This is a genomic window from Luteimonas sp. WGS1318 (assembly GCF_043187535.1).
GTDB lineage: Bacteria > Pseudomonadota > Gammaproteobacteria > Xanthomonadales > Xanthomonadaceae > Luteimonas.
On record NZ_CP171131.1, the window covers coordinates 1,734,992 to 1,748,313 of the forward strand.

The 13,322-nt window shown below is 67.3% G+C and carries 12 protein-coding genes; 10 read left to right on the plus strand and 2 right to left on the minus strand.

The features are described 5' to 3' along the window. The first annotated feature begins 43 nt into the window (after positions 1–43). On the plus strand, positions 44–1,177 hold the full coding sequence (moeB, locus tag ACF3M1_RS08030; RefSeq protein ID WP_394005045.1) for a molybdopterin-synthase adenylyltransferase MoeB: 1,134 nt from the start codon (positions 44–46) through the stop codon (positions 1,175–1,177). Between the two features lie 81 nt (positions 1,178–1,258). Next, a complete protein-coding gene (locus tag ACF3M1_RS08035) occupies positions 1,259–2,275 on the plus strand; it encodes a DUF2272 domain-containing protein (protein ID WP_394005046.1) in 1,017 nt (338 codons plus the stop codon). A gap of 257 nt (positions 2,276–2,532) precedes the next feature. Here the strand turns inward: ACF3M1_RS08035 and ACF3M1_RS08040 are convergent, their stop codons facing one another. Together ACF3M1_RS08040 and ACF3M1_RS08045 are read right to left on the minus strand one after the other, a co-directional pair. After that, entirely contained in the window at positions 2,533–3,300 is a 768-nt protein-coding gene (locus ACF3M1_RS08040) for an alpha/beta hydrolase (RefSeq protein WP_394005047.1), read from the minus strand. A gap of 2 nt (positions 3,301–3,302) precedes the next feature. Beyond that, positions 3,303–3,632, minus strand: a complete 330-nt coding sequence (locus ACF3M1_RS08045) for a DUF1244 domain-containing protein (RefSeq protein ID WP_394005048.1) — start codon at positions 3,630–3,632, stop codon at positions 3,303–3,305. Between the two features lie 553 nt (positions 3,633–4,185). Here ACF3M1_RS08045 and folD point away from each other — a divergent pair. The 8 genes from folD (at position 4,186) to ACF3M1_RS08085 (ending at position 13,288) form a co-directional block, all read left to right on the plus strand. Further along, complete coding sequence (folD, locus tag ACF3M1_RS08050; protein ID WP_394005049.1) at positions 4,186–5,061, plus strand: bifunctional methylenetetrahydrofolate dehydrogenase/methenyltetrahydrofolate cyclohydrolase FolD; 876 nt, start codon at positions 4,186–4,188, stop codon at positions 5,059–5,061. A 70-nt stretch (positions 5,062–5,131) separates the two neighbouring features. Next, the gene (locus ACF3M1_RS08055; RefSeq protein WP_394005050.1) at positions 5,132–5,815 is read left to right on the plus strand and encodes a hypothetical protein; all 684 of its coding nucleotides are present in this window, start codon (positions 5,132–5,134) and stop codon (positions 5,813–5,815) included. A 75-nt stretch (positions 5,816–5,890) separates the two neighbouring features. Continuing rightward, positions 5,891–7,348: an IMP dehydrogenase gene (guaB, locus tag ACF3M1_RS08060; protein WP_394005051.1), complete on the plus strand. Its 1,458-nt coding sequence runs from the start codon at positions 5,891–5,893 to the stop codon at positions 7,346–7,348. A 279-nt stretch (positions 7,349–7,627) separates the two neighbouring features. After that, a complete protein-coding gene (guaA, locus tag ACF3M1_RS08065; RefSeq protein ID WP_394005052.1) occupies positions 7,628–9,232 on the plus strand; it encodes a glutamine-hydrolyzing GMP synthase in 1,605 nt (534 codons plus the stop codon). A gap of 241 nt (positions 9,233–9,473) precedes the next feature. Next, on the plus strand, positions 9,474–10,364 hold the full coding sequence (locus ACF3M1_RS08070; protein ID WP_394005053.1) for a restriction endonuclease: 891 nt from the start codon (positions 9,474–9,476) through the stop codon (positions 10,362–10,364). Positions 10,365–10,379: 15 nt separating this feature from the next. Next, on the plus strand, positions 10,380–10,676 hold the full coding sequence (locus tag ACF3M1_RS08075; RefSeq protein ID WP_394005054.1) for a hypothetical protein: 297 nt from the start codon (positions 10,380–10,382) through the stop codon (positions 10,674–10,676). Between the two features lie 21 nt (positions 10,677–10,697). Beyond that, complete coding sequence (locus ACF3M1_RS08080; protein WP_394005055.1) at positions 10,698–12,182, plus strand: N-6 DNA methylase; 1,485 nt, start codon at positions 10,698–10,700, stop codon at positions 12,180–12,182. A gap of 2 nt (positions 12,183–12,184) precedes the next feature. Continuing rightward, positions 12,185–13,288 carry a restriction endonuclease subunit S gene (locus tag ACF3M1_RS08085; protein ID WP_394005215.1) on the plus strand — a complete coding sequence of 368 codons (1,104 nt, stop codon included), beginning with the start codon at positions 12,185–12,187 and terminating at the stop codon, positions 13,286–13,288. Positions 13,289–13,322: the final 34 nt, after the last annotated feature.

The window sequence follows — 13,322 nt, forward strand, 5'->3', positions numbered from 1 at the left end:
CTCCTACAGGCGCCGCCTATGCGTTCCGCGCGATAATCGCGCCATGGCCATCCAGGAACTCACGCCGGCACAGGCCCGGCAACGCCAGCAGCAGGGCGTGCGCCTGATCGATGTGCGCGAGGCGCACGAGCGGATCACCGGTATGGCCGAGGGCGCAGACGGCATCGACCGCGCCGCGCTGGAAGCCGCCCCCCAGGCCCACGCGCCCGATCGCGACGCGCCGCTCGTACTGATCTGCCAGAGCGGTCGGCGTTCGATGCAGGCCGCCGACACCCTGGCGGCGCTGGGCTACACCGACCTCGCCTCGGTCGCCGGCGGCACCAGCGCCTGGCAGGCCGAGGGGCTGCCCACGGTGCTGCCCGACGGCGACATCGATCTGGATTTCCACGACCGCTACTCGCGGCACCTCAAGCTTCCGGAGATCGGTCTCGCCGGCCAGCAGCGTCTCGCCGAAGCGACCGTGCTGGTGATCGGCGCTGGCGGTCTCGGTTCGCCCGCCGCGTACTACCTCGCCGCGGCCGGCGTCGGCACGCTGCGCATCGCAGACGACGATGTCGTCGACCGCAGCAACCTGCAGCGCCAGATCCTGCATGCCGAGGACCGCATCGGTCAGCCGAAGGTGGCCTCCGCCGCCACCACGCTGTCGGGTCTGAATCCGCGCACCCGCATCGACGCCGTCGCCGAGCGCGTGACCAGTGCCAACGTCGACCGGCTGCTCGACGGCGTGGACGTGGTGCTCGACGGCGCCGACAACTTCCCCGTGCGCTATCTGCTCAACGATGCCTGCGTGCTGCACGGCGTGCCGCTGGTCTACGGCGCGGTGCATCGCTTTGAAGGCCAGGTCAGCGTGTTCGATGCCGGCCGCGCGCGCGGGCAATGTCCCTGCTACCGCTGCCTGTTTCCCGAACCGCCGCCGCCCGAGGCCGCGCCCAACTGTTCGGAAGTCGGCGTGCTCGGCGTGCTGCCGGGCGTGATCGGCCTGTTGCAGGCGACCGAGGTGCTGAAGCTGCTGCTCGGCCTGGGCGAGCCGCTGAGCGGGCGGCTGCTGCAGTTCGATGCGCTGCGCATGCAGTTCCGGCAGACGCGGCTGGCGCCCGACCCGGACTGTCCGGTTTGCGCGCCCGGCCGCGCATTTCCCGGCTACATCGACTACGCGGCGTTCTGCGCCGCCGGCTGAGCCGGGGCGCGCGACACACCTTCACGTCGCCATCCGGCACGATGCATCGACCGCGTGCCCCCCGCGCGGATGGAGTGCGCGATGCGCCATCTGCTGACGCGCCTGCTGGCGCTGGCCTTGCTGCTGTCGCCGCTGGCGGCATTCGCGGCCGATCCCTGTCCCTTGCTGCGTGCCCAGGTCGACGCCGCCGACCCGGCCACCCGGCTCGCCGCCGCCGCCTGCGAGGAACACCTGCGTTGGCATCGCCCCTTCATCGACGAGCGCGGGCGCTACGCCGGCTCGACCGTGCGCGAAGCGGAAACCGCCTTGCTGACCAGCGGAGAACAGGCCTGGCGCCGGGTCGCGGGCTACTGGCAGGGTGCGGGCCTGCTGTCGCGTCTGCAGCAACGGCCGGGTGCTTACGACTGCACGCTCGCACCGTTCGCCACCCAGCCGTCGGCGGCCTGCCGGGCGTTCCTCGTCGACGTGCCGTGGTCGGCGGCGTTCGTGTCGTGGACCGCGCGGCGCGCGCAACTGCCCGGGTTCAACGGCTCCGCGAGCCACGTGGACTACGTGCGCGATGCCTATCGCAACCCCGAGACCAGCGCCTACCGCGTGGCCAATCCGGTGGCCGCACGCCCGGCGCGCGGCGACATGCTGTGCTCGGTGCGGGCCGCGAACCGGGTGTTCGGCTTCGCCGGCCTGGCGACCCTGCTCAGCAGCGAGGACGGCGGGCTCGGCATGCATTGCGACATCGTGGTGGGCGCGGCGGGCGAGGGCGATGCCAACGCCTATCTCGTCGGCGGCAACGTGCTCGACGGGGTGACGATGCGGATCCTGCCGCTCAGCGCGGGCGGGCAGTTCGCCGCGTTGTCGATGCGCGCGATCGAGGATCCGCCGTGCACGCCCGACACGCCGCAGAGCTGCGATGCGAACCGCCAGGATTGGGCCGTGCTGCTGCAGCTCCGGCCCGCCGCGGAACTGGCTGCGCTGACGCCGTCGGCCCCGTTGCAACTCGCGGCGCCGCTCGTCTCGCCGGCCGCTGACCGTCCGGCCGGATCCGCGCCGATGTGTTGTGTCGAATGCAGCGTGGGGGATGGTCTGCCGCGCTGCCCGTAAGGGCGCCGACCGCGTCGGCGCGAATTCGCGATCCGGCAAACGCCGTTACGGAAGGTCCCGATACGTCTGCGCTTTCTCGTCATTCCCGCGAACGCGGGATCCTCAACCGCCTTATGGCGGGTCATCCGGTGACGCCGGGTTCAAGCGCTGGAAGGCGCGAGATTGACCAGCGGCTTGGCTGTTGAAACGCGCATTCCGCGTGATCGGACATGCGTCCGTTGAAAGCCGCGGGAATGGCGGGCGTGTCCGCAGGCTATCTAGCGGAGGAACGCCGACAGCGCCTCGGAATACCCGGGAACCTGCTGGATGTCGTTGTGCCCGGCGTCGGCGAACGCGACCACGCGCGGCGGCGTGGGCAACGCCTCGGCAAGGCCATCCGCGCGGCCCGGCGGCACGATCGTGTCGCGATCCGCGCGCAGGATCAGCACCTCGCCCCCGAACGTCGCCAGGTCGCGCGCCGGGCTGTAGTGCTCGCGCAGCAACCAGCGCACCGGCAGCCATGGGTAATGGCCCTGCGCCACGCGCGCCAGATCGTCGAACGGCGTGATCAGCGCGAGCCGGGCCACCGGCCGATGGCCCGCGACATGGCTGGCGACACCGCTGCCGACACTGCGTCCGATCACGTCGACGCCGTCGCCGTCATGCGCCGCGGCCACCGCGTCGTACAGGGCGAGCGCATCCGCCTTCATCGTCGCGGCCGCCGGCGTGCCGTCGCTCGCGCCGTAGCCGCGGTAGGCCAGCAGGTACACGCGATGGCCGGGGAACCAGCGGGCGAAATCAGCACGGTTCGCTTCGACCCGTTCGGCGTTGCCGCCGAAGTACAGCAGCGGCCGCCCGTCCTCGGGCCCGATGCGCCAGCCGCGCAGCACCGCGTCCTCGCGTTCCAGCGCGAAATCCGTCGCCGTGGCCGGCACCCGGGTGGCGCCCGGCATGTACAGCAGTTGGCGCTGGCCCAGCAGCATCGCCACGCACAGCGCGCCGTAGCCGAGTGCCGCGGCCAGCAGCGCGAACCCCAGCAGGCGCATCGTCAGCCCGGCGGGTGTGCGCGTTGCGCGGCTTCGAACGCGGCCAGCTGTTCGGGCGTCGCGTCCTTCTGGTGCATCGCCTTCCACTGCGCGAACGGCATGCCGTAAACCGCCTCGCGCGCAGCGTCCTTGTCCAGCGGTGCACCCTCGGCGGCCGCCGCATCGCGGTACCAGTCGGCCAGGCAGTTGCGGCAGAAGCCGGCCAGCACCATCAGATCGATGTTCTGCACGTCCGGCCGCGCCTCGTTGAGATGCGCGAGCAGGCGGCGGAAGGCGGCCGCCTCGACGCGCGTGCGAGCGTCGTCGGTGAGGGCGTGCGTGGCGTCGGCCATGGAAGTCTCCGAAAGCAGGGAAGGCCCACAGGATCGGTGCCCGGCCCACGCCCTGCAAGCGCGCCTGTTGCAACCGTGGCCCCGTGTAGGAGCGCGCTTGCGCGCGAACGGGCGTTTTCCGGGAACGCCCCGATCGCGCGCCAGCGCGCTCCTACGAAGGCAGGAGCCTGCGAATCCGCCGGCGTGTTCTGCCGCACGATGCTCTCAGTTGATCGACGCCAGCCGCCGCAGCGCCTCGGCCCACCGTGTAGGAGCGCGCTTGCGCGCGAAGGGCGTTTTTCGGGAACGCCCCGATCGCGCGCGAGCGCGCCCCTACGAAGGCAGGGGGCTGCGAATCCGCCGGCGTGTTCGGCCGCGCGACGCTCTCAGGTGACCGACGCCAGCCGCCGCGCGCATCGGCCCACCGTGTAGGAGCGCGCTGGCGCGCGAAGGGGCGCTTCCCGGGAAAGCCCGATCGCGCGCCAGCGCGCTCCTACCGGGGCAGGGCATACACGCGGACCCCGCAGCCGGAATCGGCGACAATACACGCCCCGTTTCGTCGAAGCCGCTCCGCATGACCGCCGCTGCTCCCACCCCGGCCCGCATCCTCGACGGCAAGCGCATTGCCGACACTCTGCTCGACGAACTGCGTGTACGCGTGGATGCGCGCCTCGCGGCAGGCCGGTCGCGTCCGGGGCTGGCCGTGGTGCTGGTGGGCGCGGACCCGGCTTCGCAGTCCTACGTGCGCAACAAGCGCCGGGCGGCGGAGAAGGTCGGCATCCAGGCCTTCGATTTCGACCTGCCCGTGGGCACCACCGAAGCCGAGTTGAGCGCCCTGATCGACCGCCTCAACGCCGACCCGGCCGTGCACGGCATCCTGATCCAGCTGCCGCTGCCCGGCATTCCCGATGCCAACCGGCTGATCGAACGCATCGATCCGCGCAAGGATGTCGACGGCTTCCACCCGGCCAACGTCGGCCACCTGGCGCTGCGCCAGTTCGGCCTGCGCCCGTGCACGCCGCGCGGCATCACCACGCTGCTGGCCTACACCGACCGTCCCGTGCGCGGGCAGAGCGCGACCATCGTCGGCGTCAGCAACCATGTCGGCCGGCCGATGGCGCTGGAGCTGATGATCGCCGGCTGCACCGTCACCACCTGCCACCGCTTCACCCCGCCGGAGGTGCTGCGACGCCACGTCGGCGAGGCCGACATCCTGGTCGTCGCGGTTGGCCGTCCGGCGCTGATCCCGGGCGACTGGGTGAAACAGGGGGCCGTGGTGATCGATGTCGGCATCAACCGCACCGACGACGGCCGCCTGGTCGGCGATGTCGGCTTCACCGCCGCCGCGCAGCGCGCCAGCTGGATCACGCCCGTGCCGGGCGGCGTGGGGCCGATGACCGTCGCCACGCTGATGCAGAACACGCTCGAAGCGGCGGACGCCGCAGGCTGACGACGCGCTCCGCGGCCGGTTTGCCGCCGGTCGACCTTCTCCGGAAGAGAGCCTTCGCTGAAGCGTCGCCATGCAAGCCCGTTCGCACCGCCTGCGGAGCGCCCGCTGGCTGATTGCCGTGCTGGGCACTGGACTATCCGCAGCTCTCGGCGCACAGGTCCCGGGCCGCTGCGAAACACCCGTCGGGGACCGGCAGGGCGAGATCGGCTGCTATCTCCTCGACGCCCACGCCGTGCCGGACCTGCCGGCGCAACCGCTGTACTGGCACATCGTCGCGTTCCCCGCGCTGGCCGATGCGCGGGCGGCGGTGGCTGGACCGCGTCAGCAGGCGTTGATGTCGCAGGGCAGGGCGTGGCTGTTCGCGATCGAACCGCAGACCTGGAACGCCGGTTCGGGTGAGCGCATCGCAGTGATCGGCCCGCTCCCGGTCACGCGCGGCCTGTCCTATACGGCGCGCTACATGGAATCGAGCACGCCCGCCGGCATGCGGCCGATGGTGCACGCACATTCGGGCCCCGAGGCGTTCCATGTGCTCGAGGGCGCGCAGTGCGTCCAGACGCAGGCCGGCGCAACCGTGATCGGCGCAGGCGAAAACGGGATCACCGACGCGGAGACGCCCATGACCCTGGTCGGCATCGGCCCCGCCATGCGCCGCGCACTGGTGCTGGTGCTGCACGACACCTCGCGTCCGTGGTCGACGATGTCCGACTGGACCCCGCCCGCAGGCGCCTGCGAAGCCGCCGCCGCGCACTGATCCGGCACACACTGTCCCTGCCGGGCAGGCCCAAACGCGCTAGAATGGCGCGCTTCCTCCTCCCCGGCACCCCGCATGCTGCGCATCCAGGCCGAAGCACTCACGTACGACGACGTATCGCTCGTTCCCGCCCACTCCTTGATCCTGCCCAAGGATGTCCGGCTCGCCACCCGCCTGACGCGCGACCTGCGCCTGAACCTGCCGATCGTCTCCGCGGCGATGGATACCGTCACCGAAGCCCGCCTCGCCATTGCGATGGCCCAGCTCGGCGGCATCGGCATCGTGCACAAGAATCTCAGCGTCGAGCGCCAGGCCGCCGAAGTCTCGAAGGTCAAGAATTTCGAAGCCGGCGTGATCCGCGAACCGTTCACCGTCGGCCCGGACACCACCATCGGTGAAGTCCTGCGCCTGACCCGCGCGCGCAACATCTCCGGCGTGCCGGTGGTCGATGGCACGCGACTGGTCGGCATCGTCACCGGGCGCGACCTGCGCTTCGAGACCAAGCTCGACGATCCGGTCCGCAACGTGATGACCAAGCAGGACCGCCTGATCACCGTGCGCGAAGGCGCCAGCGACACCGAAGTGCTGGCGCTGCTGCACAAGCACCGCATCGAGAAGGTGCTGGTGGTCAACGACGAGTTCGCGCTGCGTGGCCTGATCACGGTCAAGGACATCCAGAAGGCGCACGACAACCCCAACGCCGCCAAGGATGCCGACGAGCAGCTGCTGGTCGGCGCCGCAGTGGGCGTGGGCGGTGACACCGAAGCGCGCGTCGAAGCGCTGGTCGCGGCCGGCGTCGACGTGATCATCGTCGACACCGCGCACGGCCATTCGCAGGGCGTGCTGGACCGCGTGAACTGGGTCAAGAAGACCTATCCGCAGGTGCAGGTGATCGGCGGCAACATCGTCACCGGCGAAGCGGCCAAGGCGCTCGAAGACGCCGGCGCGGACGCGGTGAAGGTCGGCGTGGGCCCCGGTTCGATCTGCACCACGCGCGTCGTCGCGGGTGTGGGCGTGCCGCAGGTCACCGCGATCGACATGGTCGCCGAGGCCCTGCAGGACCGCATCCCGCTGATCGCCGACGGCGGCATCCGCTACTCGGGCGACATCGGCAAGGCGCTCGTTGCCGGCGCATCGACGGTGATGATCGGCGGCCTGTTCGCCGGCACCGAGGAAGCACCGGGCGAAGTCGAACTGTTCCAGGGCCGCAGCTACAAGAGCTACCGCGGCATGGGCTCACTGGGCGCGATGGAGCAGGGCTCCAAGGACCGCTACTTCCAGGATTCGTCGGATGCCGACAAGCTCGTCCCCGAAGGCATCGAAGGCCGCGTGCCGTACCGCGGCGCGCTCGGCGGCATCATCCACCAGCTCGCCGGCGGCCTGCGCGCGACCATGGGCTACGTGGGCTGCGCGACCATCGAAGAGATGCGCACGGAGCCGAAGTTCGTGAAGATCACCGGCGCCGGCCAGCGCGAGAGCCACGTGCACGACGTCACGATCACCAAGCAGCCGCCGAATTACCAGGCGGGCTGAGGCCCGCCTGGCGGGATTTGGGAGTGGGGATTGGGGATTCGGAGAAGCGGGATCTGCCCGCCTGCATGTTTCCTATGACCCGTCATTCCCGCGAAAGCGGGAATCCAAGGACGTTGCCCGCGTCATGTGGCAACGGGTGACGGTAGGTCAAAGTCCATGGATGATCGGACATTCGTCCGTTGAAAGCCCCGCCTTCGCGGGAATGACGGTAGGGGCGATCCAGGCTCGTCCAAGTAGCGTTTCGTGATTCGACAAACATCAGATTGAATTGAGGCACACATGACCGGCGTTTCCGAATCACCGACCCCGAACCTTCACGACGACAAAATCCTCATCCTCGACTTCGGCGCGCAGTACACGCAGCTGATCGCCCGCCGCATCCGCGAGCTGGGCGTCTACTGCGAAATCTGGGCTTGGGACCACGATCCGGCCGAGATCGCCGCGTTCGCGCCCAAGGGCATCATCCTGTCGGGCGGCCCGGAATCGACCACCGAACACGGCTCGCCGCGCGCGCCGCAGCAGGTGTTCGACGCCGGTCTGCCGCTGCTGGGCATCTGCTACGGCATGCAGACGATGGCCAAGCAGCTGGGCGGCGAGACCGAAGCCGCCGACGCGCGCGAATACGGTCACGCCGAAGTCGCCATCGTCGCAAAGGACAGCCTGTTCGAGGGCCTCAGTGACCACGCCGGCGCCCAGCGTCTCGACGTCTGGATGAGCCACGGCGACCACGTCAGCGCCGCGCCGCCCGAGTTCACCGTCACCGCCAGCACCGACCGCGTGCCGGTGGCCGCGTTCGCCAACGAGGACAAACGCTGGTACGGCGTGCAGTTCCATCCCGAAGTCACCCACACGAAACAGGGCCTCGCGCTGCTGCGCCGCTTCGTCGTCGACATCTGCGGCTGCGCCACGCTGTGGACCGCGGCCAACATCATCGACGACCAGATCGCGCGCGTGCGCGAGCAGGTGGGCAGCGACGAAGTGATCCTCGGCCTGTCGGGCGGCGTGGATTCGTCCGTCGTCGCCGCGCTGCTGCACAAGGCGATCGGTGAGCAGCTGACCTGCGTGTTCGTCGACACCGGCCTGCTGCGGCTGGGCGAGGGCGACCAGGTCATGACGACCTTCGCCGATGCCTCCAGCTCGCATGGCCTGGGCGTGCGCGTGATCCGCGTCGATGCACGTGAGCGCTATTTCAGCGCGCTTGCAGGCGTGAGCGATCCGGAAGCCAAGCGCAAGATCATCGGCAACCTGTTCGTCGAGATCTTCGACGAAGAGTCCAACAAGCTCAGCAACGCCAAGTGGCTGGCGCAGGGCACCATCTATCCCGACGTCATCGAGTCGGCCGGCAGCAAGACCGGCAAGGCCCACGTCATCAAGAGCCACCACAACGTCGGCGGCCTGCCCGAGCACATGAAGATGGGCCTGGTCGAACCGCTGCGCGAGCTGTTCAAGGACGAAGTGCGCAGGCTCGGGGTCGAACTCGGCCTGCCGCGCGAGATGGTCTACCGCCACCCGTTCCCGGGCCCGGGCCTGGGCGTGCGCATCCTCGGCGAGGTGAAGGCCGAGTACGCCGACATCCTGGCCAAGGCCGACCACATCTTCATCGAGGAACTGCGCAAGGCCGATCTCTACGACAAGACCAGCCAGGCCTTCGCCGTGTTCCTGCCGGTCAAGTCCGTCGGCGTCGTGGGCGACGCCCGGGCCTACGAATGGGTGATCTCGCTGCGCGCCGTGGAGACCATCGACTTCATGACCGCCCACTGGGCGCACCTGCCGTACGACTTCCTGGGCCGCGTCTCGAACCGGATCATCAACGAAGTCCGCGGCGTCTCTCGCGTTGTCTACGACATCAGTGGGAAGCCGCCGGCGACGATTGAGTGGGAGTGAGTTGCAGCCGCGGTACTGACCGATCAAAAGAGAAGCCCGCCGCGTGCGGGCTTTTCTTTGACACGTCCAAGGTGGCGACGCTTGCGCGGCCGCTGAATGTTCGGGCTTAGGCCCCAACGCCAGGGCAACGCGTCGAGATCGACGCACTCGACTGAACACGGACTGGAAGCTCTAACTCCGTCGGCCGGACGTCTATCATTGGCCTTGGTACCAAGCAGCTCGGCAGTCCAGGGGAGGACGCATGGCCAACATCAGCAGGCGCCGCACGGGTGAACTGACACGTGCGCTGTTCCATATCCTCAAGACCCAGCCTGAAGGCATGCGTGCGTCGGATGCGCTGGCCGCGCTCGAGAAGCAGGTCGTGCTCACCGAGTACGAGGCAGGCGACTACGAAACTGGCGGCCGCCGCTTCGAGAAGATCGTGCGCTTCAGCACTGTCGCGCCGGTCAAGGCCGGCTGGCTGGTCAAGGACAAAGGTATCTGGACCCTTACGCCAGAGGGCGAGGCAGCTTTGGACGTCTACCCCGATCCTGAGCAGTTCATTCGTGCGGTCGGGCAGTTGTACAAAAAATGGAAGAGCGCCCAGCCCGTCCCCGACGAAGTGGATGATCCGGAAGCCGAACTCACCGAGGAATCGGCCAGCATCACGTTGGAGGAAGCCGAAGAGATGGCGTGGGCCGAGATCGAGGCCTACCTCGCCGCCATGCCGCCCTACGACTTCCAGGAACTTGTGGCGTCGCTGCTGCGGGCGATGGGTTACCACGTCGCTTGGGTCGCACCGCCCGGCAAGGATGGCGGCACCGACATCATTGCCTACAACGATCCGCTCGGCACCCGGCCGCCGCGTATCAAGGTACAGGTCAAGCGCAACGCCAATTCCGCACGCATCGATGTGATGGGCCTTCGCAGCTTCATGGCGGTGCTAGGGGAGGGCGATGTCGGGCTGTTCGTTGCCTTGTCGGGCTTCACCAGGGACGCCGACTATGAAGCGCGCCAGTCGCATCGGCGCATCACGCTGATCGACGCGCCCAAGTTGCTGGAGTTGTGGACTTCGCACTACGCCCAGCTCGATGACAGCGCCCGCGCGCGTCTTCCGCTCAGGCCGGTGTGGTTCCTGGCGAGCGACGACTGAGAGGCCGAACCAACCATGCCCAAGGCAACCAACGAGATCGATCCAAGCTTCTGGTTCGAACACACCAGCGGCCAGCGCCTGTACCCGTACCGCCTGCGCAATCGCGACACCGGCCAGGCCACATTCCGGGTGGCCAGGCCCGGCACAGGCGCCAACCGGAAGGAACACCAGGTGGAACTTGCCGACGTGGACGAGGTGTTCCGCCACGTCTTTGGGCTCGGCTGGTCGGTGCGCCTGCGCGGCCATGATCCGAAGTTCAACGGCCTCTACAACGCCACCGGCTACAGCATCGTCAGGACCTCGGAGTCCTGATCCGCATCACCAAGGAAATCCATGATCACCGGCACCATCAAATCCCAGGTCGACGCCATCTGGAACGCGTTCTGGAGCGGCGGCATCTCCAATCCCATGGAGGTCATCGAGCAGATGACCTACCTGCTTTTCATCAAGCGGCTGGACGAGTTGCACACCGTCCGCGAGAAGAAGGCCAACCGCCTCAAGCGACCGATCGAGCACCCCGTGTTCGCGCCCGACCAGCAGCACCTGCGCTGGTCGGTGTTCCGTCAGCTGGGCGATCCGGCCACGCTGTACAGCACCATCGCAGACGAGGTGTTTCCCTTCATCAAGACCATGGGCGGCGAAAGGGGGGATTCCACCTACGCTGCGCACATGAAGGATGCGCGCTTCACCATTCCCAGCGCGGCGCTGCTGGCGAAGGTGGTGGACATGCTCGACGCCATCCCCATGGACGACCGCGACACCAAGGGCGATCTCTACGAGTACATGCTCGGCAAGATCGCCTCGGCCGGTCAGAACGGGCAGTTCCGTACCCCGCGCCACATCATCCAGCTGATGGTCGAGATGATGGCGCCCACGCCGGCCGACACCATCTGTGACCCGGCCTGCGGCACCGCGGGCTTCCTGGTGGCCGCCGCCGAGTATCTCGACACGCATCATCGCGACGGGATCTACAAGGATGCCGACGCGGCAAAGCGCTTCAACCACGACACCTTCCACGGTTTCGATTTCGACAGCACCATGCTGCGGGTCGGCTCGATGAACATGCTGCTGCACGGCGTCGAGAACCCGGCCATCGAGAACCGCGACAGCCTCAGCGAAGGCCATGCCGGCGTGGCCGGGCAGTTCAGCCTGATCCTTGCCAATCCACCCTTTGCCGGCTCGCTGGACTACGAGAGCACGGCCAAGGACCTGCAGCAGATCGTCAAGACCAAGAAGACCGAGCTGCTCTTCCTCGCCCTGTTCCTGCGCCTGCTCAAGCCCGGTGGCCGCGCCGCGGTGATCGTGCCCGACGGCGTGTTGTTCGGCTCGTCCAAGGCCCACAAGTCGCTGCGCCGGATGCTGGTAGAGGAGCAGAAGCTGGACGGCATCGTGTCGATGCCTTCCGGCGTGTTCCGTCCCTACGCCGGTGTGTCCACCGCCATTCTGCTGTTCACCAAGACAGACTCGGGCGGCACCGACGACGTCTGGTTCTACGACATGCAGGCCGACGGGTTCTCGCTGGACGACAAGCGCAATCCGCTGACCAACGACAGGCACGCGAGCAACAACCTGCCGGATGTGCTGCAGCGCTGGCAGCACCGCGATGAGGAAAGCGCGCGCGGCCGCACCGAACAGAGCTTCCTGGTGCCGAAGGCGGAGATCGCGAGCAACGACTATGACCTGTCGATCAACCGCTACAAGGAAGTTGTACACGAGCAACTGGACTACGACCCACCGACGAAGATCCTCGCCGAGTTGAGGGCGCTGGAGGCGGAGATCATGCAGGGGATGGAGGAGTTGGAAGGTATGTTGCAGTGAGCATGCCGTGGCCAGAAATCGAGCTTGGCGACGTCTGCGAGTTCAAGTATGGAAAGAGTCTTGCTGCGAGGGATAGGGATGGAGGAAAGTTTGCTGTTTACGGATCGAATGGCGTGGTCGGCGGCCACTCGACGGCAATAACAAGCGGGCCAACGATCATTGTCGGGAGAAAGGGCTCGTTTGGCGAAGTCGCGTATTCAGAATGCGCGTGCTGGCCCATCGATACAACCTATTATGTCGACAGCACATCGACGAAAGCGGACCTGAAATGGCTCGCATATCGTCTCGAAGATTTAGGTCTGAATAAACTGAATCGAGCGGCAGCGATTCCTGGGCTTAATCGGGCCGACGCGTATCGGCAGCGACTTCTTCTACCGCCGGTTGACGAGCAACGCCGCATCGCGGCGATCCTGGATAAGGCAGACGCGCTGCGCGCCAAGCGCCGCGAAGCTATTGCCAAGCTCGATCAGCTGCTGCAGTCCGTTTTTCTCGAAATGTTTAGTGGTTCTGACCGAGGGCCAATGGTCGCCATCGGTGATATTTGCGAGGTGAAAGGTGGAAAGCGTTTGCCCAAGGGTGAGGATTACTCGGATTCGGTCACGCCGTTCCGCTACGTTCGCGTCTCCGATGTCGAGATGGGTCATGTGCACGAGGAGAATCTTCGGTACCTTAGACCCGACGTGCAGCAAAAGATCAAACGCTACACGGTCTCTGAGGGTGATTTGATAATCAGTATTGCCGGCACGATAGGACTTGTGGCACCCGTTGAAACGACGCTTGATGGCGCCAACTTGACGGAAAACGCAGCGAAGATTGTGCCGAAGGATGCAGGCGCCTATGTGTCTAATTACTTGTCTTTTGCGTTGAGCATGCCGGATGCGCAATCGCAGATCCGTTCCCAGACGGGGCAGGTGACCATCGGAAAGCTCGCACTGTTCCGCATCGAGAAAGTGAAAGTGCCATTGCCGCCAGTGGAGGCTCAAGTCCGTTTTTCCGAGATCGTTCGGAGAACCCGGGAGCAAGCGCACACCCTTCGGCTAAGCGCCAGCCAATTGGACAGCGTTTTTGCCAGCCTCCAACACCGTGCCTTCTCCGGCACGCTATGACCATGCCCGCCTACCAGCCACCGTTCCAGCTGAC